This window comes from Bradyrhizobium sp. dw_78 (assembly GCF_018449525.1).
Taxonomy (GTDB): domain Bacteria; phylum Pseudomonadota; class Alphaproteobacteria; order Rhizobiales; family Xanthobacteraceae; genus Bradyrhizobium.
The window spans coordinates 448,445-470,290 of the sequence record NZ_JAAVUS010000004.1; the positions used below are offsets into that span (position 1 = coordinate 448,445).

Here is a 21,846-nt window from a genome sequence, read left to right on the forward strand (position 1 = left end):
TCGTTACCCCGCCACCTCGACGCCCATCGAACGGGCTGAGCCCTCGACCATCTTCATGGCCGACTCGATGGTGTCGCAATTGAGATCCTTCATCTTGGCTTCGGCGATCTCGCGCACCTGCGCCTTGGTCACCGCACCGGCCTTGTCGCGGCCCGGCGCCTTCGATCCGGACGTCAGCTTGGCCGCCTTCTTGATGAAGAACGACATCGGCGGCGTCTTCATCTCGAAGGTGAAGGAACGGTCCGCATAGATGGTGATGACCACCGGGATCGGGGTGTTCTTTTCTTCCTTCTGCGTCTGGGCGTTGAACGCCTTGCAGAATTCCATGATGTTGAGACCGCGCTGACCAAGCGCGGGACCGATCGGGGGCGACGGATTCGCAGCTCCCGCCGGGACCTGAAGCTTCAGGTATCCGGTCACTTTCTTTGCCATGTATCACTCCTGTTGTGCCGGACGATGCCGGCGGTTTCAGGTTTCGTGGTTCGGATCGGGAGCGGTTGGCGACCGCCCTCTTCCTCCCACGGCCTTACGTTACGCGAAGACGCGCTTCGCGCTTAGTCCGATCAGACCTTCTCGACCTGACCGAATTCCAGTTCGACCGGCGTCGCACGTCCGAAGATCGACACCGCGACCTTCACGCGCGAGCGCGCCTCGTCGATTTCCTCGACCACGCCCGAGAACGAAGCGAACGGCCCGTCGGCGACGCGCACATTCTCGCCGATCTCGAACGAGACCGACGCCTTCGGGCGTTCGACGCCTTCCTGCACCTGGTGCAGGATCCGCATCGCTTCGGCCTCCGAAATCGGCATCGGCTTGTTTTCCGCGCCGAGGAAGCCCGTCACCTTCGGGGTGTTCTTGATGAGATGAAACGCCTCGTCGGTCAGTTGCATCTTCACCAGCACATAGCCCGGGAAGAACTTGCGTTCGGCGTCGATCTTGCGGCCGCGGCGCACTTCGGTGACCTTTTCGGTCGGCACCAGCACCTGCTCGAACAAATCCTCGAGCCCGCGCTGCTTGGCCTGCTCGCGGATCGATTCCGAGACCTTCTTTTCAAAGTTCGAATAGGCGTGAACGATATACCAGCGCTTGTCCATCATATGAGTTCCGGCGCTTGCCATCAGTGGATGCCGAGCAAAAAGGTAACGAGATAACGGATGATCTGGTCCGCGGCGAAGAAAAAGATCGAAGCCAGCGCGACCATGACGAACACCATCATGGTGGTGATCATCGTCTCGCGGCGGGTCGGCCAGGTGACCTTGGCGGTCTCCGAGCGCACTTCCTGCAGGAATTTGAACGGGCTGAAAGCCATTCTTGGTGGTCCGCGTCCGTCGTGAGACGATTGTCTGGTTTTAAGAAATCCGAACAGCCGACATTTGCCCAACCCTCTGTTGAGGATGAGCCGGCAAGCGGGCTCGATTGTTCGGGGAATTCAAAGCCGCGCCGGATATCCGCCAAAAGCGGGCCGACAGCAGGTGCGGCGTATCTACTGCCGGAACGGCAAAAGGTCAAGGTATCCGGGAGGCCGCGCGCGCGCCCCGAACAAACGGCCCCGGCGTTTTTCGCGCCGGGGCCGCAATTGCTCAGGTTATGGTATGGCCCGGTTAGTGATGGGGGTGGCCGCCATGCCCACCCGGATGGCCGCCAGGACCGCGTCCCGGGCGCCCCATCGGCCGGCCGCCCGGCCCGCCGCGGTGCCAGCCTCGCCAGCCCTCGCCGCCGCCCCAGCCGAAGCCGCGGCGCATGGCGTAGCCGCACCAATAGTAACCGGGACCGTGCCAGCCATCGTCATACCAGCAATAGTTTCGGCCGCCGAAAATGAATTGGGTCTGTTCCACATCGGACGGGATGGCCGCCGGCGTAAAGCGATCGACCGGCATGGCGCTGGCCTGCCCGGCTGCGCCCAGCAAGGCGAGCGAAACTGCGGTTGCGGTGGCGTAGATCCAATGTCGCATGAAGCGTGTCCTTTTTGATTGAGGCTGAGTTTGATTGAGGCTGAGTGGCGTGAGCGGCAGGCTTGCGATCGACATTCCCTGCGCGAGGCCGGCCGGATTGGCCAAAATCAACGGCGTAACTGGCAGGGGCGGCAGGGCTCGAACCTGCGACAACCGGTTTTGGAGACCGGTACTCTACCAACTGAGCTACACCCCTACGGGAACCAAACGTCGCCGCTGATCCGCGCCGTTTCAAGCATAAGCGACGCCCCGATTGCAAGGGCGAAGCGGCTGACCGCGTCGATCCGGCCATTTCGCGCCTCCGCCGCGCGGCACATCTTCGCGGCTGCAAACCGCCGCAGCGCCCTGCCGCAAACGCCCTGTTCAAGACCGGGGTTCTGCGCCAGACTTCCGCCACCCCAACAACGGATATTGCCAATCCGGCATACGACAAGAGCACATGGGAGAGATCATGAACGCGCAGACTGCCGCCAGGCCAGCCACCGCTCCGCAAACGCCGCCGCTGCCGCAGGCCAAGCCGGAATCGATCGGGCTCTCCTCCATCCGCTTGCAGAAGATGTCGGACGCCTTCAAGCGCGAAATCGACACCGGAAACATCCCCGGCGTGACCGTGCTGGTCGCGCGCCGCGGCCAGGTCGGCTGGTTCGACGCGATCGGCCGGCAAAGCCCGGCCGCCGCTGCGCCGATGGCGCATAATTCGATCTTCCGCATCTTCTCGATGACCAAGCCGATCGTCTCGACCGGCATCATGATGCTGCTCGAGGACGGTCACCTCCTGCTCAGCGATCCCGTCGCCAAATTCATCCCGGAATTCGCCGATCAGAAGGTCGGCGTCGAGAACAACGGCAAGCTCGATCTCGTTCCGGTCGAGCGGCCGATGACGGTCCAGGACCTGTTGCGGCACACCTCCGGCATCACCTACGACCACACCGGCAACAGCCTGGTGCATCAGCTTTATCAGCAGTCGCGGCTGCGCAGCCGCAAGATCACCAATGCCGAACATGCGGCCATCGTCGCGAGCCTGCCGCTGGTCTGCCAGCCGGGCGCGGAATGGAATTACAGCCGCTCCACCGACATCCTCGGCCGCCTCATCGAGGTCGTTTCGGGCAAAACGCTGGGCGCATTCCTGACCGAACGCATCCTCGCGCCATTGCAGATGACCGAGACCGCCTTCCACACCGGCGAAGAGAACGCCGGACGTCTGGCCGAGCCATTCCCCGCCGATCCGTGGAACGGCGAGAAGGTGCAGCTTTTCAACATGCTGGAGAAGCCCGCGATGGAATCCGGCGGCGGCGGGCTGGTCTCGACCACGATGGATTATGCCCGGTTCTGCCAGATGCTACTCAACGGCGGTTCGCTCGACGGCACCCGGATCATCGGCCGCAAGACTCTGGAGCTGATGGCCTCCGATCATCTCGGCCCCCACGTCAAGGTCCAGGGCGGCATGCTGCCGGCCGGCCACGGCTTTGGTCTTGGTTTCGCGGTGCGCACGCATCAGGGCATGGCGCCGTTTGCGGGTTCGGCCGGGCAGTTCTTCTGGAGCGGGATCGCCGGCACCTTCTTCTGGATCGATCCGAAGGAGGATCTGTTCGCCGTGTTGATGACGCAGGGCCCCGGCCAGCGCGAATATTTCCGCACCATGGTGCGAAGTCTCGTTTACGCGGCGGTGGAGTGACAGGTTTGGCGTCATTCCAGGCCAAAGTAATGACGCCACTCCGTTCCCATGTTGTCGTCCGTAACAGGCGTTGCGCCTGCCGTGCGGGCGAGAACTTCCGGACACCCCTCGATCATGGGCTGCGAGCGTTGATCGGCCGACGTGAGTGAATCGAGCAGCGCGCGGTCATCCGCGCGTTGGACATCGAACTGCTTCTCGCCATCTATGACGTAAGATTCGAGAGTTCGACGCCAGCGGGCAAAATTCCAGTCGATTGGAGTTTCTGAAACGACCATATGGTTGGTGAAACGTGCCCCGTAGGGAAACGCCAAACAAGCGGTTCGCTGCACACGGGCGGAATCGGTCGTATTGTAGAAAACAATGCCACGTGGATTGAGGTGCTGCCGTGCGAGTTCAAGAAACTCGGTCGACAGCAAGTTTGTGATATTGGCGCGAAAATTCCAGGTCGTATTTGATACGATTGCGTCAAAGCGCTTTTCGGGATGATGACTCAACCAGCGTCTGCCATCGTCGGTGATGATATTGACTTTTGGGTTGTGCAGCACCGATGCGACCTCCGGCTGCTGCGCGATCAGGGCAAGATACCCCGGATTGATCTCCACGATCGTAAGCGAAGTCACGGCGGGATTGCTGGCGATCACCTGCGCCCACGAACCGGACGACAGTCCGATCATAAGAACGTCACGCGGCGCGCCGTGAAACAAGCTCAACGCGTAGGGCCGGATGATTCCGTTTCGATCGCTACTTAGTCGAGTGTTGAATCGTCCGTCGTACATCCCGTTGCCAAACACCGTGCCGTCCGTATCGACGGTGATGATGCCGCTGCGATTCTCCACGACGCTGGCGAAGGCGTGATCGACATTGCCCCTGAACAGCAGGTTTTCGAGGACGCGATGAGACATCAAGGGAATGACGATCACCGCAACAACCAGCACGCCGACGGCATCGGCCATGCGTCTTAGCCGTTCCGGACGCTCGACATCGAGCATGGCGATCAAGGACAGAGCGCAAACCGTGCCGGCAACCACCAGCGCCAGCGCGATTTGCACCAAGGTCAGGTATTCCGTCAAAACGAAGCCTGTAACAATGGCTCCCGCCGCCGACCCGAGGATGTTCGAGAAATAAAGCAGCGATGTCCGCATTCCGGCGTGGTCGTCGGCGGCGACGCTGAATTGGGCGAGATACGGCAAGAACGAACCCCAGCGGCGGGCGATCAAATAAACCATCAGCATGGCAAGACCGAGAACAACGTTACTAAGCCAGGCAAAATGAGCCATTAACGGGAGAAACAGCAAACCAATGAGATTTGCAAAAACGAGTTCATCGGCAGCTTTACGCATGGCGTCGGCCGGCCGCAGGGTTTCACATGTTTTTCCTGCACTTCGTGCCCCGCCTGCAATCCCGACGAGAAAGCAGGACAACGTAATGGCAAATGTCGTTGCACTGGATCCCGAAGCGTAAGAGATCGTCCGGAACAAGAATATTTCGTAAGATAGGGAGATGAAACCGCCAAGCGCCGCCAATAGCAGCACCCGTCGCATGCCGAGGATGGACTGGCGGGCGTCATTGACCGTTATCGCAGGTGCCGGACGCGCCTCGCTGTATGGAAATGCGTGCGCGACCATTGCGCCAGCGGCGACCGCGACGTTGATACCGACGGCGGTAAAGACCGCTGTATGCATGCCGAAAAATGGGAATAGCACAGTGCAGCAGAGCAGGCAGGCGGCACCCGCGCCGAGCGTGTTGACGTAATAGAGCAAGCCGACGGCGCCACCGACCTGCCCGGAACGCCGAACGAGGTGTGAAACCAAGATCGGCAGGGTGGCACCCATCAGCAACGTCGGGACGATGACAAGCACCAGATTTACAGCGGCCATAGCCGGCAGCGGCCAATTGACGATTAGCGCACCGATCTGTTCGAAGACGCTCAGCGACACGAGGCCGAAGGCGGCGGTGGCTATTTCGATCGCTGCCAGCAAGGGCAGTAAGCTGATCCCCCGTTGCTTTGACACCCAGCCGCCGGCGAGGCTGCCAAGTCCCAACCCAAGCATGAACGCCGTGACGACGATGGTCACCGATTCTGAATTGACGCCAAAGATGCGGAAAAGCTCTCGCTGCCAGGTCAGCTGATAAATCAGCGCCGGAAAGCCCGAGAAAAAGAACAAGGCGCAGAGAATTCTGGTCCATATCGGGAGGCGCGTCCGGGTGCGGACGACGGATAAATCCAGGGTTGTCATGGAGCCTCCTGAAAGAGAACCCGCTAACCTAACGGACAAACCGTAAAGCAATACTTGCTGTAACGGTGAGAACTGCGCCGGAAGGCATCTGTTCGCCGTGTTGATGACGCAGGGCCCCGGCCAGCGCGAATATTTCCGCACTCATCGACCGTCATTCCGGCGCAGCCCGCAGGGCTTACCGGATCGTCCGCCTTCGCGGACGATGACGTCCGATGCGCGGCGCAACACTCCCTGTTTCGCCCTCAGGCCAGTTTGCTGGCGCTGGCGGCCTCCGGACCGGCCGGCTGATGCATGGCCTTATGGGCCGCATCCGCCAGCCACGGCTGCTGATTGACCATCGGAATGCGCCAGCCGCTATGGCCGTCGCCCGCGAGATGGTCGAGCCGCGTCACCGAACAATTGTCGATGGTGAAGGCGAGGCCCCGCTCCGGCTGATTGCCGAGCGCCAACCCGACCGCGGCCTTGATGGTGCCGCCATGCGCCACCGCGATGATGTCCTTGCCGCGATGCTCCTGACTGATCCGTTCGACCGCGCCGCGGGTGCGGTTGTAGAGATCCATGAAACTTTCGCCGCCCGGCGCCTGATCGTCGATCGGCGCGAACCAGTAGCTGCCGACCGAGGTCGGCCGGCTGGCGAAGAACGCCGCGCGATTGAGGCCCTGCCATTCGCCGAGATGCTGTTCGGCGAAGGCTGCCTCGTGCATCATGCTTTCAGGTCTGGGAAATCCCGCCGCCCAGATCGCATCCGCCGTCTGATGGGTGCGCTTCAGATTGCTCGCAAACCAGACCGCCGTGCGCGGCAGGATTTTTGCGACCGCCTGGAAGACGTCGCGATCGCTGGTGTCGCAGGCGATATCCTTCTGCCCGTAGATGCAGCCGCCGTCCTCGCGCACCGGCGCGTGGCGCACCCACCACCACCGGGTTGCGACCACGCCAGAGGGAACGGCATGCTGGTGAACGAACGGTTTGTCTGGATTGGACATCGGAAAAACCCTTCAATATTGTTTGATGTTCGTCAGAGTTTGCCTCGTCTCAGGAGACCGCGAATTTCGCATGGCCGCAAGCGCCTGGAGCTTTTCGATTCTGGTGCATCAGAACCGGGGCTCTATTTTGTCGTTTCGATGCGTTTTCCTCGCGCGAACCGGGATCACCCCCGTTATCCAAGTCCGCTATCAAAGTCCGGGGCAGGCTTTCGCTTGAAAACGCTGTAGAAAGATAAACAGGGAGAAACCTCATGGGCCGCCTCGAAGGCAAATCCGTCATCATCACCGGCGCGGGAAGCGGCATCGGCCGCGCAGCATCGCTGTTGTTCAGCAAGGAAGGTGCCAAACTGATCGCGGTCGACCGCAGCGACAGCGTGAAGGAAACCGCGGGGCTCGTCAGCGCCGCGGGCGGAACGGTCGAAGCGGTGACCGCCGATGCCGGATCGGAGCAGGACGTCAAGGCTTTCATCGCCAGAGCGGTGTCGAAATACGGTCAACTCGATGCGATCTGGGCCAATGCCGGCATCAGCGGCGGCCTGGTTCCGATCCCCGAGCAGACCGTCGAACATTGGCAGGAGATCCTGCGCATCAACCTGATCGGCCCGTTCCTCGCGATCAAACATGCCATGCCGCATATGATCAAACAGGGGCACGGCGCGATCGTCTGCACCGCCTCGGTCGCCGGCTTGAAGTCAGGCGCCAGCGGCCATCCTTACGCAGCCAGCAAGGCCGGCGTCATCAGCCTGGTGCAGACCACGGCCTATTCGCTGTCCGGCACCGGCGTTCGCATCAACGCGGTCTGTCCGGGCCTGATCGAGACCGGCATGACCAGGCCGGTGTTCGAGCGGGCGAAAGAACGCGGCACCGGGGACAAGATCGGCCAGCTCAATCCGTTGAAGCGCGCCGGCCAGCCGCACGAGATCGCGGCGATGGGACTGTTCCTGGCCAGCGACGAGGCGTCCTATGTCAACGGCCAGGCTTTCCCGGTCGACGGCGGCCTCACCGCCTCGATGCCCTATGCGGGCAAGCCGGTGTAATCGCCGAGGCCTCCACTCAATCAACTCGTCGTCCCCGCGGACGCGGAGCCTGTCATCGGGCCGCGCTTTGCGCGAACCCGTTGGCTTAGCCGGGACGACGAGGATGATTCTGATTCAACTTTCGAACAGCCACTTGTGATTGTCATTCCGGGGCGATGCGAAGCGTCGAACCCGGAATGACAAGATTCCCCGATGCGCAATTGCGCATCTGAGGCCTGGTGCGAACGCACCATCCCGGAATGACGGAAAACGCACGTCCGCCTTCCCGCGGCGCAGAGTGCGTCCGAGCTTTTGCAAGAATCCTTCTCCCTCTGAAAACAGAGGGCGCAGGCGACCCTCAAGAGAGGGCGCGGGGAAGGCCGGGTGCCCGTTGCACCCGCAGCCTCGCGTGCAAAATAGATAAGCACACGAGTTCGTCACCACAGGTATACCGGGACAACCCGGCCTTCCCTGCGCAATGGTTTTAACGGCTTACTCCGCGCTCTCCCCGGTGACCGGGCTTTATTGTCACCGTCATCAGTGCAATGCGAAGCATTGTCACCAACTTGACGCCAGCGTCGGGGCGTCAGGACCACACGGCTTCGCCGTCCGCGTTCACCGGCGTTCGTCTCTCGCCGCTGCCGCATCCACCGCTTCCCGCGCCCAACGTCCGTGACGATCGCGATACGCCCCTCTTGCGGGTGCGGGATGGCGAGGGTTGTTAAGTTGATTTGGGTCGGGCCGGAACGGAAATATTTTCGCGCAAGGGACTGGTCAGACTTTTGGTGATTTGCCCGTCGGGCTGTTTGGGGCGTGCCACCGCCTCCTCGGATTCCGGGGCGCGCCATTTTGGCGCGAGCCCGGAATCCATTTCGCCGCTGGCGCATGTGGCCCGATGGATTCCGGGTTCGCGCGTTTTACGCGCGCCCTCAGCGACAAGCGCTACGTGCTTGCGCGGGGAATAACGTGGCTTCACCAATTGACATACACGAAATCCCGCAATGGATCACGAAGCGAAATCGACGCGGCGTCAGAACGCAGCCGGCGAAGCCGGGCTGATCGTGTTCAGAAAGGCCTGGGCGGCGGCGGATAGCGCTCTTTGCCGATGCACGCAAACCTGAATTCCGGTGGCGAGCAGATGGGAGTCCCGGAGCTTCACGCTGACCAGCAGACCCGCCGCCAGATCCCGTTCGACCGAAAAATGCGGCAGCAAGGTGCAGCCCACGCCGTGCCGTACCAGGCTCCGCACCAGCTGGACGGAATTGGTCTCCAGCACATCGGCCGCAACCAGTTTGACCGCGCTCAGATGGCGATCCACGATCCGGCGGATGCCGAACGATTGATCGGGCATGACCAGCGTGTGCTGGACGACATCGGCGAGCGCGACCTGCCGGCGACGGGCCAACGGATGCTGGGGCGCCACCACCAGGCTCAAGGATTCGACCTGCGAGCTTTGCACCCGGATTTCCGGACGCGCCGAGGTGATGAAGACGATGCCGATGTCGCTGTCGCCGGCCATCAGCGCTTCGATGATGCGGTCGGTGCTCATCACGGCAACGCGGAAGTTGATCTCGGGATAGATGGTCTTGAAACGCGCGATGTGGCGGGGCAGCCAGTTCTCCACCACGCCCTCGATGCAGTGAACGATCACCTCGCCCCGTTTCAGCCCTTCCAGTTCCGCGATCCGCCAGCGCGCGCGATCCAGGTCGCGCACCGTGCCGTGCAATTGTTCGACCAGGACAAGGCCGGCGGCGGTGAGCTTCATTCCCTTGGCGCGGCGCTCGAACAGCTTCGCCTTCAGGTCGTGCTCGAGCTTCGCGATCTTCCGGCTGACCGCCGACGGCGCCACATGGAGCCGGTCGGATGCCTGCCGAATTGATCGGCATTCCGCCGTTTCCAGGAAATAGCGCAGCGCCGTGAAATCCAAATATATTTACCTTTTCAATTACTTATATCTTTGTCGACAATTCAAGCGTTGCCGGATCAGCAACGCTTGCCAGCCAAGATTGATCTACTCCGCTCGCGGCGGGAATGGCAACATCCTGGCGCCGGGTACCAGATGGGTTAGACAATCGACGCCGCGAGCGCGCATTTCGCTCGGGCGTGCGCGATCCCATGATTTCGACGGAGAACACGGCCTTGCCATCAACAACCTCGGACATCTCCCGGCGCAGCCTGCTTGCGGGCGCGGCAGCCGCGTTCGTCACCCCGGCCTTGGCGCAGACGCTGACACCGGTCGAGATCAGCCAGGCGCTGCTGATTGCGAATTACACGCCGGTCTATCTGGCGCAGCAGCGCGGCCTGTTCGCCAGGCAGGGGCTGGACGTCTCGATCTCGACCGCCGGCGGCATCGCCACCGTGGTCCCGATCATTTTGTCCAAGCGGGCGCAGTTCGCGCTGTCGGGCACCGCGCCTGCGGTCAACGCGACCCTGGGCGGCGGGGCGACCAAATGCATCGCCAATATCGCCGGCGGTACGTCATTGCTGGTTCTGGCGCGGCCAGGAACCAGCATCAGGTCGCTTGAGGACTTCAAGGGCAAGACGATCGCGACGCTTCGCTTTCCGTCGAACACCAATGCGACCCCCAAATATGCGCTGACCCAGATCGGAAAGCTGGATCTGGACCAGAGCAAGATCTCGTTCCTCGAATTGCCGCCGGGCGCGCAGATGGCTGCGGTCAAGGATGGCCGCGCCGATCTCGCCGTGGTGTTCGAATGGGACGCCAGCATCGGCGCCACCCAATACGGCCTCGAAGTCGTTTACGGCTTCGCCGACGTGATCGGCCCGAACGCTTCCTCGGCGATTTTCGCCACCCAGCAATATCTCGACGCCAACGCCGACACCGCGCAAAGGCTCGTCAACGCGATCGCCGAAGCGATGAAGATCATCCACACCGAGCCCGGCGCCTATGAGACCGCCAGCGCCACCGCCTTTCCGACGGTGCCGAAGGAAGCGATCGCGCTGGGGTCGAAGCGGCTGTTGGGCATGCACTCGGTGGTGCCGCGCAATCCGATCATCTCGAAAGAATCCTGGGATCGCGTGATGACGATGGAACTCGGAACCGGCCTGAAGCAAAGCCTGCCGTTCGAACAGATGGTCGACAACAGCTTTGCGGAAAAGGCCACCGACGCCTTCGGATTGAAGGGCTGAGATGGCTGCGCCGCCGAACAATTCCGCCGCAAGTCCGCCGCCCGGCCCGGCGCTTGCAGGTGCCGGTGGTCCAGCCGCTTCGGAAAACGGCCCGGCGCTCAAGAAGGTATGGCCGGCCAACCGCTGGGATCCCCGCGTCCTCATCCTGCAATGCGCTGTCGTGGCCGGCCTTCTTTTGGCATGGGAGGCCGCCGTCCGCAGCGGCTTCGCGCCGGCGTATTTGTACGGTCAGCCCAGCGGCATCTGGCTGAAGGCCGTCAACAGCATCGCCAGCGGGTCGCTGCTTCGCGACAGCTGGGTGACGTTCGAGGAATCGGTGGCAGGCTTCCTGATAGGCGGCGTGCTGGGAACGGCGGCCGGCCTGGCGCTCTGGATCTCGCCGCTGGCGGGCAAGGTGGCGCGGCCGATCATCGTGGCGCTGAACGGCGTTCCCAAGATCGCGCTGGCGCCGCTGATCATCATCTGGTTCGGCATCGATATCGGATCGAAGATCGCGAGCGCGGCAATCCTCACCTTCATCGTCTCGCTGATCACCGCGCAAAGCGGAACGTCGCGCGTCGACGCCGATTTGCTGACCCTGATGCGCTCGCTTGGCGCCAACCGCTGGCAGACGTTCCGGAAAGTCGTGATGCCGGCCACCGTGCCGTGGATCATGGCCGGGCTTCGTCTCAATGTCGGGTTCGCCCTGATCGGCGCCGTGGTCGGCGAATACATCGCGGCCAAGGAAGGGCTCGGCTATCTCGTGTACTACGCCGGCACGCTTTACGACCTCAACAGCGTCTGGCTCGGCATCTTTGCGTTGATGGTGATGGCGCTCGTCCTCGACGGGGCGGTCACCGTGCTGGAACGCACGCTGCGGTGGGAATGAGAGCGATGGACGCAATGACCCCAACAGCTCCGGTTCTCGAGGCCCGCAACGCCGGCATGGTGTTCAATCCGGGCACGCCCGACGCCGTCGAGGCTTTTCGCGACGTCAGTTTCACGGTTGCGCCGCGCGAAACGCTGGCGATCGTCGGTCCCTCAGGCTGCGGAAAATCGACCCTGTTCAATTGCATCGCCGGACTGCTTCGCCCCACCAGCGGATCGATCTTCGTCGGCGGAAACCGGGTCGGCGATACGGCGGGCCACGTCGGCTACATGCTGCAGAAAGACCTGCTGCTGCCGTGGCGCACGGTGCTCGAGAATGTCGTGCTCGGTCTCGAGGTCCGCGGCACGCCGCGGCGGGCTTCGGAAGCGAAAGCGAAAGACCTGATCCGCAGCTACGGCCTTGCCGGCTTCGAGGCGGCCAAGCCGTCGCAATTGTCCGGCGGCATGCGCCAGCGCGTCGCCTTCATGCGGACCCTGGCGCTCGATCCGGACGTCATCCTGCTCGACGAACCCTTCAGCGCGCTCGATTTCCAGACCCGGCTTCTGTTGCAGATCGAGACGATGTCGATCATCCGCGAGCAGAACAAGAGCGCGATCCTCGTCACCCACGATATCGGCGAGGCCATCACCATGGCCGACCGCATCATCGTCATGACTCACCGCCCGGCGCGCGTTCTCGCGGTTCACGACGTCGAATTGGGACAAGAGGACCGCGATCCCGTCAATATCCGGGAGAATCCCCATTACAACGCCTGCTTCAAGCAAATCTGGAGCGAACTCGGCGCGAAGGTCGCAAGCTGATGCCACATCTTCATCTGAGCGATGGCGATCTCTGGTGGGAAGAGTGCGGCGAGGGTCCGCCCCTGATGATGGTGGCCGGCCTCGGCGGCGTCGGCGGCTACTGGAATCCCAACATCCCCGCTTTCGCTTCGCGCTACCGGGTGATCCGCCACGACCAGCGCGGCACCGGCAAGAGCTCGCGGACGCGGGTCGCCAGCATCGAGCAGATGGCCGCGGACGCAGCCGCGCTGATCGATCATCTCGGCCTGCGCGATGTCGCCTGGCTCGGTCATTCGACCGGAGGCGCGATCGGCGTATCGCTGGCGCTGGATTACCCCGGCCGCATCGGCCGCCTCATCATCAACAGCAGCACGAGTTGCGGCGACGCCTACCGCCGCAAGCTGTTCTCGGTCCGCAGGCTGCTGCATTCCCGGGTCGGACCGGAGGCCTACGCCGCATTCACCTCGCTTCTGCTGTATCCGCCGTGGTGGATCAACCAGAACGCAGCCCTGCTCGAGACCGAAGAGGCCCGCGCCGCCGCCTCGCTCGGTGCTCCGGAGGTGCAGGAAAGCAGGCTGGACGCGATCCTGGCGTTCGACCGGCGCAGCGAGCTGAAGAGGCTTGATATTCCGACCTTGGTCATCTGCGCCAAGGACGATCTGCTGACACCCTCCTATTTCAGCAAGGAGCTCGCCTCGCTGATCCCGAACGCGAAACTCGATCTGCTGGAAACCGGCGGTCATGCGTGCAGCCGCACGATGATGGATGTATTCAACAAGACGGTGCTGGATTTTCTATCCGAACACAGCGCGTTCGCCGCCGGATAACCCCCTACGTCCCAACTTGCCATGGAGCAAATGAATGCCGAAGACAGCTATCGTGCCGCCCGGAACAGGCAAGCCGCTGGCGCCCTATCTGCCGGGCGTGAAGGCGGACGGCGTGGTCTATGTATCGGGAACGCTGCCGCTCGATAAGGACGCCAATGTCGTGCATGTCGGCGACGCCGCCGCGCAGACCCGCCACGTTCTCACCATCATCAAATCCGTGGTCGAGACCGCGGGCGGAACGATGGACGACGTGACCTTCAATTCGATCTTTCTGACCGATTGGACCAATTATGCCGCGATCAACGCGGTGTATGCCGAGTTCTTCCCGGGCGACAAGCCGGCGCGCTACTGCATTCAATGCGGGCTGGTGAAGCCGGAGGCGCTGGTCGAGATCGCCTCGGTCGCGCATGTCGGCAAATAAAGTCCCGCCCTACAAAGTCCTGCCCTACTCCGCTGCGGCGTCGCGCACATAGCGCGCGCTCGGCGTGCGCATGGTCACGAGTTCTTCGGCCGCGGTCGGATGCAGCGCAAACGTCGCGTCGAAATCGGCCTTGGTCGCCTTCATCTTGACGGCGATGGCGAGTGCCTGGACGATTTCGGCGGCGGCATCGCCGACGATGTGGCAGCCGACCACGCGGTCGGAACTGCCGTCGACCACGAGTTTCATCAGCACACGGGTATCGCGGCCGGACATTGTCGCCTTGATCGGCCGGAAATCGGTCTTGTAGATGTCGACGTGGCTGAACTGCGCGCGGGCCTCGGCCTCGGTCAGCCCGACCGTGCCGACCTCCGGCTGCGAAAACACCGCGGTCGGAATGGTCGCATAATCGACCTGAACCGGACGTTTGCCGAATACCGTGTCGGCGAAGGCGTGGCCTTCGCGGATCGCGACCGGCGTCAGGTTGATGCGATGGGTGACGTCGCCGATGGCATAGATGTTCGGTGTCGAGGTGCGCGACCAGGCATCGACCGCGATGCCGCCATTGGCCGGATTGAGCGCGACACCCGCCTTCTCCAACCCGAGATTGGCGACGTTCGGATGCCGCCCGATCGCGAACATCACGAGGTCGGAAGCGATGCTCGACCCGCCCGACAGATGGGTGGTGAATTCCTTGCCGTGCCGGTCGACCTTGCTGACGGTGCAGCCGGTGAGAACGGTGATGCCGGCTTTTTCCATCTCGGCCCGGACGTGGCTGCGGACATCCTCGTCGAAGCCGCGCAGGATGTTGTCGCCGCGATAGATCACGGTCACGTCGGAGCCGAAGCCAGCAAAAATGCCGGCGAACTCCAGCGCGATATAGCCGCCGCCCTGGATCACCACGCGTTTGGGCAATTCCGGCAGATGAAAAGCTTCGTTCGACGAGATCACATGCTCGATTCCGGGAATCATCGCGCCGTGATTGGGCGCGCTTCCGGTGGCGATCAGGATCGTGCCCGCCCTCACCGTCTGGCCGGTGCCGAGGCGAATGGTGTGGGCGTCCTCGAGCACCGCCCGGGTCTTGACCACCTCGCCGCCGGACTTCTCGACATTGGCGGTGTAGATGCCCTCGAGCCGCGCGATCTCCTTGTCCTTGTTGGCGACCAGGGTCGGCCAGTCGAAGGTCGCCGCAGCAATGGACCAGCCAAAGCCCGCGGCGTCCTCGATCTCCTGGTGAACGTGCGAGCCGAGAACGAACAGCTTCTTTGGGACGCAGCCGCGGATCACGCAGGTGCCGCCCATCCGGTACTCTTCGGCCACCATGACCCGCGCGCCATGTCCGGCGGCGATCCGGGCGGCACGCACGCCGCCTGAACCGCCTCCGATCACGAAAAGATCGACGTCGAATTCAGCCATGTCCGCTCCTGCCCGTGGTCGGTTCAGGGAATCAGATCTGCTTCCCGCGCTTGCGCATCTCGGCGCGGAACTCGCCATTGACGATTTCCGCGAACTGCTGCGCCCACTGGTTCATATAGGCCATGCTTTCCTGAATTGCCTTGGGCTCGGAACCCAACAGCTTCTGGCCGAGCGGCGACTTGTAGAAGGTGACGAGATCCTTCAGCTCCTGTTCGGTGAACTCGCTGGCATAGACCTTGGCCATCCCCTCGCCGATTTCCTGCTCGCGGCCGGCCAGCTTCTGCGCGACGATCACGGCCACCTCGTTGAGGTCTTTCTGGTAGTTCAGGTTGCTCTGCAGCAATTGATCCTTGGTCTGCTGCACGAGGTTGGGCACCGCTGCGGCATACATCGCGCTCGCATGCTTCATCGCCAGGATTTCCTTGGCGGCGGCGACGGCGGCCGGAGAAGGCTGCGCCTGGGTCTGAGCCTGGGCCGGAGCGCCGGCAAGAACCAGCCCCAGCACGAGGCCCGCGGCCGACAAAATCCTCGAAAGGCTCTTCATTCAACTTCTCCTCGATTGCGGCTTTACCGCTGTTCTACAACGCGAATTCCGTGGGCACCGGCCAGCACGGCGATGCTGGCGATCCCGATAAACAGGCCGTGCTCGACCACGCCCGGTATGGCGCTCAGCAATCCTGCCAGGCGGGGCGCGTCTTCTATTCGTCCGAGATGGGCATCGACAATCCAGTGGCCGCCATCGGTGACAAAAACGTGGCCGTCTTTGCCCTTGCGGACCACCATTTGCCCGGAAACGCCGCTTTGCGCAAACGCCCTGCCGATCGCGCGCTGCGTCGCCGCCAGCCCGAACGGAATGACCTCCACCGGCAACGGAAAACGGCCGAGCGCGTCGACCCATTTGGAATCGTCGGCGATCACGATCATGCGGTCGGACGCGGTGGCGACGATCTTCTCCCGCAGCAGCGCGCCGCCGCCGCCCTTGATCAGATTAAGCGCGGGATCGATTTCGTCGGCGCCGTCGACCGTCAGATCCAGCCGGTCGACCTCATCCAGCGTGGTCAGGCGAATGCCGCAGCGCTCCGCATCAGTTCGGGTCGATTCCGAGGTCGGCACGCCGATAACGTTAAGGCCGGCGCGGACGCGCTCGCCGAGCAATTCGACGAAATGCTTGGCCGTCGAACCGGTGCCGAGGCCGAGCTTCATGCCGTCGCGCACCTCATCGAGCGCGCGCGCCGCCGCTTGCCGTTTCAATTGGTCCATGGTCACGTTCGGGCTTGCCTCAAAAACCGCGGCCGATCGGGCGATCGGCCTGTCCGGCGGCCGCATATCTAGCGTCGTTTGACCGCGAGGAACAGCGCCATGCGCGCCCGTCATAGCCGTAATTGATGACTTCCAGATGAGCCCAAGGCGCTGCTTGAGCCCCTACTTGCGCGCCGGCCGCGGGACCGGTAGCGCTTTCGAATGACCGCTACTATTGGCACAATTGTCTTCGATCTCGACGGCACGCTGGTGGACACCGCGCCCGACCTGATCAATGCGCTCAATTTCGTGCTGGATCGCGAGGGCTTGCCGCCCGTTCCGCTCGATTCCGCCCGTACCATGATCGGCGCCGGCGCCCGGCGGTTGATCGAGCGCGGCCTGGAGCTCGAGGGCCGCACCGCCGGTGCCGACGAGATCGCCCGGCTGACCGCTGATTTCATCGACCATTATGCGGCCCATATCGCCGATTTCTCAAAACCCTTCGAGGGGCTGGACGGCGCGCTCGACGCGCTCGGCGCGCGCGGATACCGGTTTGCGGTCTGCACCAACAAGCTGGAGTGGCTGTCCAAGAGGCTGCTCGACCGGCTTGGCTTGAGCGGGCGGTTTTCCGCGATTTGCGGCGCCGATACGTTCGGGATCTCAAAACCCGATCCGGCCATCCTGCGGCAAACGGTGGCGCGGGCGGGCGGCGAGCTTGCGACGGCGATCATGGTGGGCGATGCCGGGCCGGATATCGGGGCGGCCCGCCGCGCCGGTATTCCGGTGATCGGTGTCGAATTTGGATATACCGAGATACCGATCGCCGATCTCAAGCCCGACCGGCTGATCGGTCACATGCGCGATCTGCCGGGGGCTGTGGATAGCCTGACGCTTCAACGCGACCCTATTAAATAATTGATATCACTCATATTATTTATCGGTCACGCTGCGGAATTAACCATTAATTAACGATAAGGGTCCGCACGGTTGCGCGGCTGTGCGGACACTCTTATGGTCCGCGACGGGGATTGTGGCAATCGGCCGCAGAGAGAGTGACGGGTTTATGATGCGTCGAATCATCGTGATTGCCGCGGCCGGTTTCGGCTTGGCCGGCTGCTCTTCCTTTTCCATGGACATGTTCAAGTCGACGCCACCGACGGTCCAGGTTCAGCTCGATTCGACGCCGCAAGGCGCCGACGCCAAGACCTCGCTGGGACCGGGCTGCAAAACCCCGTGTACGGTCTCCGTTTCGCCGCCGGACACCGGTTTCTCCGTCACCTATTCGATGGACAAGTTCGTGCCGGCCACCGTCCCGGTGACGGTTGTCCATATTCCCGCCGACTTCTCGACCCCGGCCTCGACCAATATCGACCCCAATCCGGTGGTCGCGGAACTTCAGCCGGCCGGCCCGCCGCCCAAGGCGTCCCGCAGGAGGGCCATACGGCCGAGAAGTCCAAAGCCGCCGACCGGCGCGGCCCCGGCTCCGGCCGATGGAACGTTCCCGGATCCCGGTCAATCCGCGCCGCCTCCGCGCCAATAAGCCGGACTTCAGGACAAGCCCCTGATTGTATGCGGTTAAGATGACGCATAGATTGGGGCCATGAAGTTGGCGGCCGTTGCCAGGGCGACGGTTGCCGGACAAGGCCGGTTGAATGAACGGACCCCTCTTAAGTCCTCCCGAATTGCTGTCCCAGCCGATGACCGATCCGTTCGGCCGGACGATCCGTTATTTGCGGGTGTCGGTGACCGACCGCTGCGACCTGCGCTGTTTTTATTGCATGTCGGAAGACATGACGTTCCTGCCCAAGGCCGATCTGCTCACGCTCGAGGAGCTCGACCGGCTGTGCTCGGTCTTCATCGCCAAGGGCGTGCGCAAGCTGCGCCTGACCGGCGGCGAACCGCTGGTCCGGCGCAACGTGATGTCGCTGCTGCATTCGCTCTCGCGCCACCTTGGCACCGGCGCGCTCGATGAACTGACGCTGACGACCAACGGCTCGCAACTGGCGCGCTTCGCCGTCGAGTTGCGCGACTGCGGCGTACGCCGCATCAACGTCTCGCTCGATACGCTGGACCCTGCGAAATTCCGGGCCATCACCCGCTGGGGCGATCTCGACAAGGTTCTGGCCGGCATCGAGGCCGCACGATCCGCAGGCCTTGCTGTGAAGATCAACGCGGTGGCGCTGAAGAACATGAACGAGGATGAAATCCCCGCGCTGATGCAATGGGTACACGGCAAGGGCATGGCGCTGACGCTGATCGAGGTGATGCCGATGGGCGACATCGGCGAAGGACGCATCGACCAGTATGTGCCGCTGTCCCTGCTTCGCGCCCGCCTCGCCCAGCAATATACCCTGACCGACCTCGACGACGATACCGGCGGGCCGGCGCGTTATGTTCGCGTCAGCGAGACCGGCGGCAAGCTCGGCTTCATCACGCCGATGACCCATAATTTCTGCGAGGCCTGCAACCGGGTGCGGATCACCTGTACCGGCACGCTGCACACCTGCCTCGGCCACGAAGACGCCTCCGATCTGCGCAGGCCATTGCGCGCCTCCGCCGACAACGAACTGCTCAGCGCGGCGATCGATCGCGCGATCGGCCTGAAACCCAAGGGCCACGATTTCATCATCGATCGCCGGCACAACCGGCCGAGCGTCAGCCGCCACATGAGCGTCACCGGCGGCTGAACTGGCCATAGCTATCCCGTATGCCGCCGCCGTCAGAAGTCTCGTCGTTCCGGGGCAGCCCGCAGGGCTGAATCCGGAATCTCGCGCCGCAATCTCGAGATTCCGGATTTACGCGCACCCCGGGAATGACAGAGTAACCCCCGCCACAATTTGCCCATTTTCCAATTGACGCAGCTCCCCTGCGCTGAAATGGTGCGACCGCTTCAAGCTAAGCCCGGCTGGACAAGCCGCTGCGCCTGACGCTCAGCCAAGAACAGCAGAAGCAAAACCGGGGGGAGGACCAACGTTGCAATCGCCCGCCAAGATTGAATCATGGCTCCGCGCGTTCGCTGCGCGCGGGCAGCGCAACGACGGTTGAAACGATCAGCGCAGCCTGATGGCAAGCGCCGGGGGGAAAGAACGATGCGGCCATTATTGGCTATCAGCGCGGCGATCGACCAGATCAATGAAAAAATAGGATACATCTGCAACCTGCTGGTGCTGGCCGCCTGCCTGGTCAGCGCCGGCAATGCCATGATCCGCTACGCATTCGACTACAGCTCGAACGGCTGGCTCGAACTGCAATGGTACATGTTCGCGATCCTGGTGATGTTCGGCGCCTCCTATACGTTCAAGCGCAACGAACACGTCCGCGTCGAGATCTTCTACCTGTTTCTGTCGGAGCGCGGCCAGCTCTGGCTCGATCTGGTCTGCACGCTGTTGTTCCTGATCCCGTCCTGTCTGCTGCTCAGCTACCTGTCGTGGCCGTTTTTCTATCAATCCTACGCCGTCGGAGAGATGTCGGGTAACGCCGGCGGCCTGATCCGCTGGCCGATCAAATTCGTGATTCCGTCCGGCTTCGTGATGCTGGCGTTGCAAGGCGTCTCGGAAGTGATCAAGCGCATCGCCGCCTTGCAGGGCGAGGTGACGATCGACGCGAAATACGAGAGGCCGACGCAATGATCACGCTGGGAATGATGCCGCCGATGATGTTCGGCGGCCTGGTGATCGCCATGCTGATCGGCTTCCCGGTGGCGTTCACGCTCGCCGCAGTCGGATTGTCGTTCGGCTTCCTCGCCATCCACCTCGGATTCTTCGACCTTAACTTTCTTCAGGCCATCCCCGGCCGTGTGTTCGGCAGCGTGCTGTCCAACGATCTGCTGCTCGCGATCCCCTTCTTCACCTTCATGGGCGCGGTCCTGGAACGGTGCGGCCTTGCCGAAGACATGCTGGATTCGATGGGCCAGCTGTTCGGACCGATCCGCGGCGGCCTCGGCTATTCGGTCATTCTGGTCGGCTTCATTCTCGGCGCCATCACCGGCACGGTGGCGGCGCAGGTCATCGCCATGGCGCTGATCTCGATGCCGGTGATGATGCGCTACGGCTACAACATCCGCTACATCACCGGGGTGCTGGCGGCGTCGGGCACCATCACCCAATTGGTGCCGCCGTCGCTCGTGCTGATCGTGCTCGCCGACCAGCTCGGCAAATCCGTCGGCGACATGTATCTCGGCGCCTGGGGTCCGTCGCTGTTCCAGATCCTACTGTTTGCCGGCTACACCTTCGTGCTCGGCATCTTCAAACCCGATTATCTGCCGCCGGTGCCGAAGACCGAATTGACGCTGACCGGATGGGCGCTGTGGAAGAAATGCCTGCTCGGCATCATCCCCTCGGCGGTGCTGATCTTCGTCGTGCTCGGCACCATGATGATGGGTCTTGCGACCCCGACCGAAGCCGGCGCCATGGGCGCGGTCGGCGCCATCGTGCTGGCGGCGATTCACAGCAAGGATTTCAGCTCGACCGGCAAGAAGGTGCTGATCGCCGGCATCATCGCCGGCGGCATCGGCACCATCGTCGGCATGTTCGTGACCGAGGGCATTGTCTTCAAGACCGCCTTTGCCATCACCTATCTCGCGGTGGTGTGGATCTGCCTCGAGGCGGTTCGGATTCCCGAACTGCGCGACCTGATCAAGCAAGGCTACGAGACCACCATGCGCATCACCACCATGGTCACCTTCATCCTGATCGGCTCGACCTGTTTCTCGGTGGTGTTCCTTGGCGTCTCCGGCGGCGTCTGGCTGGAGAACCTGCTGACCTCCCTGCCCGGCGGCGTCTGGGGATTTTTGATCTTCATCAACCTCTTCATCTTCTTCCTGGCGTTCTTCCTCGACTTCTTCGAGATCGCCTTCATCATCCTGCCGATGATCGCGCCGATCGCGCAGAAAGTGCTGGCGCCCGAGGTCGGCGCCGAACCCGCTTTGATCTGGTTCGGCGTCATGCTCTGCGTCAACATGCAGACCTCGTTCATGCACCCGCCGTTCGGCTTCGCGCTGTTCTATCTGCGCGGCGTCGCGCCCAAGGAAGTCAAGAGCTCCGACATCTACTGGGGCGCCCTGCCCTGGGTGGGATTGCAGGCGTTCATGGTCTTTCTGGTGATCGCCTTCCCGATCACCGTGACCGGCCTGCTCGACAAGCCCGTGAATGTCGATCTCGACAAGGTCAAGATCGACGTCCCGCAGATGGATCTGCCGCCGCTGGATTTCGGCCCGCCCACCAAGCAGTAACAATTCGGCTGCCGTGAAATGCCATAAACAAAACCCAGGAACATCGTTCCGGGTTT

The 21,846-nt window shown here is 62.7% G+C and carries 22 protein-coding genes and 1 tRNA gene; 12 read left to right on the plus strand and 11 right to left on the minus strand.

Annotated features, from left to right (window positions below):
• Positions 1-3 precede the first annotated feature (3 nt).
• The 5 genes from rplK to HB630_RS14070 form a co-directional block, all read right to left on the minus strand.
• Positions 4-432, minus strand: a complete 429-nt coding sequence (rplK, locus tag HB630_RS14050) for a 50S ribosomal protein L11 (RefSeq protein WP_213772835.1) — start codon at positions 430-432, stop codon at positions 4-6.
• Between the two features lie 131 nt (positions 433-563).
• Positions 564-1,094 carry a transcription termination/antitermination protein NusG gene (nusG, locus tag HB630_RS14055; protein ID WP_100386935.1) on the minus strand — a complete coding sequence of 177 codons (531 nt, stop codon included), beginning with the start codon at positions 1,092-1,094 and terminating at the stop codon, positions 564-566.
• A 23-nt stretch (positions 1,095-1,117) separates the two neighbouring features.
• Positions 1,118-1,309: a preprotein translocase subunit SecE gene (gene secE, locus HB630_RS14060; protein ID WP_213772836.1), complete on the minus strand. Its 192-nt coding sequence runs from the start codon at positions 1,307-1,309 to the stop codon at positions 1,118-1,120.
• A gap of 292 nt (positions 1,310-1,601) precedes the next feature.
• Positions 1,602-1,952: a hypothetical protein gene (locus HB630_RS14065; RefSeq protein WP_249780843.1), complete on the minus strand. Its 351-nt coding sequence runs from the start codon at positions 1,950-1,952 to the stop codon at positions 1,602-1,604.
• 120 nt (positions 1,953-2,072) lie between these two features.
• Positions 2,073-2,148 (minus strand) — tRNA-Trp (locus tag HB630_RS14070).
• 255 nt (positions 2,149-2,403) lie between these two features.
• Between HB630_RS14070 and HB630_RS14075 the strand changes: the two genes are divergently transcribed.
• Positions 2,404-3,627 (plus strand): serine hydrolase domain-containing protein, encoded by a 1,224-nt coding sequence (locus tag HB630_RS14075; RefSeq protein ID WP_213772837.1) that lies wholly within the window; start codon positions 2,404-2,406, stop codon positions 3,625-3,627.
• Between the two features lie 11 nt (positions 3,628-3,638).
• Here the strand turns inward: HB630_RS14075 and HB630_RS14080 are convergent, their stop codons facing one another.
• Together HB630_RS14080 and HB630_RS14085 are read right to left on the minus strand one after the other, a co-directional pair.
• Complete coding sequence (locus HB630_RS14080; RefSeq protein WP_213772838.1) at positions 3,639-5,864, minus strand: fused MFS/spermidine synthase; 2,226 nt, start codon at positions 5,862-5,864, stop codon at positions 3,639-3,641.
• A gap of 242 nt (positions 5,865-6,106) precedes the next feature.
• Positions 6,107-6,847 carry a histidine phosphatase family protein gene (locus tag HB630_RS14085; RefSeq protein WP_213772839.1) on the minus strand — a complete coding sequence of 247 codons (741 nt, stop codon included), beginning with the start codon at positions 6,845-6,847 and terminating at the stop codon, positions 6,107-6,109.
• Between the two features lie 251 nt (positions 6,848-7,098).
• On the opposite strand from HB630_RS14085, the gene HB630_RS14090 reads away from it, so the two are divergent.
• A complete protein-coding gene (locus tag HB630_RS14090) occupies positions 7,099-7,884 on the plus strand; it encodes an SDR family oxidoreductase (RefSeq protein ID WP_213772840.1) in 786 nt (261 codons plus the stop codon).
• Between the two features lie 1,009 nt (positions 7,885-8,893).
• Here HB630_RS14090 and HB630_RS14095 read toward each other — a convergent pair.
• Positions 8,894-9,790 (minus strand): LysR family transcriptional regulator, encoded by an 897-nt coding sequence (locus tag HB630_RS14095; protein ID WP_213772841.1) that lies wholly within the window; start codon positions 9,788-9,790, stop codon positions 8,894-8,896.
• A 212-nt stretch (positions 9,791-10,002) separates the two neighbouring features.
• Between HB630_RS14095 and HB630_RS14100 the strand changes: the two genes are divergently transcribed.
• Genes HB630_RS14100 through rutC form a run of 5 tightly spaced genes read left to right on the plus strand, consistent with a single transcriptional unit; the run spans position 10,003 to position 13,908 of the window.
• The gene (locus HB630_RS14100) at positions 10,003-11,013 is read left to right on the plus strand and encodes an ABC transporter substrate-binding protein (RefSeq protein ID WP_249780844.1); all 1,011 of its coding nucleotides are present in this window, start codon (positions 10,003-10,005) and stop codon (positions 11,011-11,013) included.
• 1 nt (position 11,014) lies between these two features.
• A complete protein-coding gene (locus HB630_RS14105) occupies positions 11,015-11,881 on the plus strand; it encodes an ABC transporter permease (RefSeq protein ID WP_213772843.1) in 867 nt (288 codons plus the stop codon).
• 5 nt (positions 11,882-11,886) lie between these two features.
• The gene (locus tag HB630_RS14110; RefSeq protein ID WP_249780845.1) at positions 11,887-12,681 is read left to right on the plus strand and encodes an ABC transporter ATP-binding protein; all 795 of its coding nucleotides are present in this window, start codon (positions 11,887-11,889) and stop codon (positions 12,679-12,681) included.
• Positions 12,681-13,487 (plus strand): alpha/beta hydrolase, encoded by an 807-nt coding sequence (locus HB630_RS14115; RefSeq protein WP_213772845.1) that lies wholly within the window; start codon positions 12,681-12,683, stop codon positions 13,485-13,487. Before HB630_RS14110 ends, HB630_RS14115 begins: the two co-directional genes overlap by 1 nt.
• 34 nt (positions 13,488-13,521) lie before the next feature.
• Positions 13,522-13,908, plus strand: a complete 387-nt coding sequence (gene rutC / locus HB630_RS14120; RefSeq protein ID WP_213772846.1) for a pyrimidine utilization protein C — start codon at positions 13,522-13,524, stop codon at positions 13,906-13,908.
• A gap of 24 nt (positions 13,909-13,932) precedes the next feature.
• Here rutC and gor read toward each other — a convergent pair whose 3' ends face one another.
• From gor to rpiA, 3 genes are read right to left on the minus strand one after another with little or no spacing between them, the layout of a single operon-like run.
• Positions 13,933-15,321 carry a glutathione-disulfide reductase gene (gor, locus tag HB630_RS14125; RefSeq protein ID WP_213772847.1) on the minus strand — a complete coding sequence of 463 codons (1,389 nt, stop codon included), beginning with the start codon at positions 15,319-15,321 and terminating at the stop codon, positions 13,933-13,935.
• Between the two features lie 31 nt (positions 15,322-15,352).
• Positions 15,353-15,865, minus strand: coding sequence for a DUF2059 domain-containing protein (locus tag HB630_RS14130; protein WP_213772848.1), 513 nt, complete (start codon positions 15,863-15,865; stop codon positions 15,353-15,355).
• A gap of 23 nt (positions 15,866-15,888) precedes the next feature.
• Positions 15,889-16,587 (minus strand): ribose-5-phosphate isomerase RpiA, encoded by a 699-nt coding sequence (gene rpiA / locus HB630_RS14135; protein ID WP_213772849.1) that lies wholly within the window; start codon positions 16,585-16,587, stop codon positions 15,889-15,891.
• 195 nt (positions 16,588-16,782) lie between these two features.
• Here rpiA and gph point away from each other — a divergent pair, with 195 nt between their 5' ends.
• The 5 genes from gph (at position 16,783) to HB630_RS14160 (ending at position 21,790) form a co-directional block, all read left to right on the plus strand.
• Positions 16,783-17,475: a phosphoglycolate phosphatase gene (gene gph / locus HB630_RS14140; RefSeq protein ID WP_213772850.1), complete on the plus strand. Its 693-nt coding sequence runs from the start codon at positions 16,783-16,785 to the stop codon at positions 17,473-17,475.
• A 151-nt stretch (positions 17,476-17,626) separates the two neighbouring features.
• A complete protein-coding gene (locus HB630_RS14145) occupies positions 17,627-18,100 on the plus strand; it encodes a hypothetical protein (RefSeq protein WP_213772931.1) in 474 nt (157 codons plus the stop codon).
• 112 nt (positions 18,101-18,212) lie between these two features.
• Complete coding sequence (moaA, locus tag HB630_RS14150; RefSeq protein ID WP_213772851.1) at positions 18,213-19,247, plus strand: GTP 3',8-cyclase MoaA; 1,035 nt, start codon at positions 18,213-18,215, stop codon at positions 19,245-19,247.
• A gap of 402 nt (positions 19,248-19,649) precedes the next feature.
• Complete coding sequence (locus HB630_RS14155; RefSeq protein ID WP_213772852.1) at positions 19,650-20,189, plus strand: TRAP transporter small permease subunit; 540 nt, start codon at positions 19,650-19,652, stop codon at positions 20,187-20,189.
• The gene (locus HB630_RS14160) at positions 20,186-21,790 is read left to right on the plus strand and encodes a TRAP transporter large permease subunit (RefSeq protein WP_213772853.1); all 1,605 of its coding nucleotides are present in this window, start codon (positions 20,186-20,188) and stop codon (positions 21,788-21,790) included. The genes HB630_RS14155 and HB630_RS14160 overlap by 4 nt, the downstream gene beginning before the upstream one ends.
• Positions 21,791-21,846 lie beyond the last annotated feature (56 nt).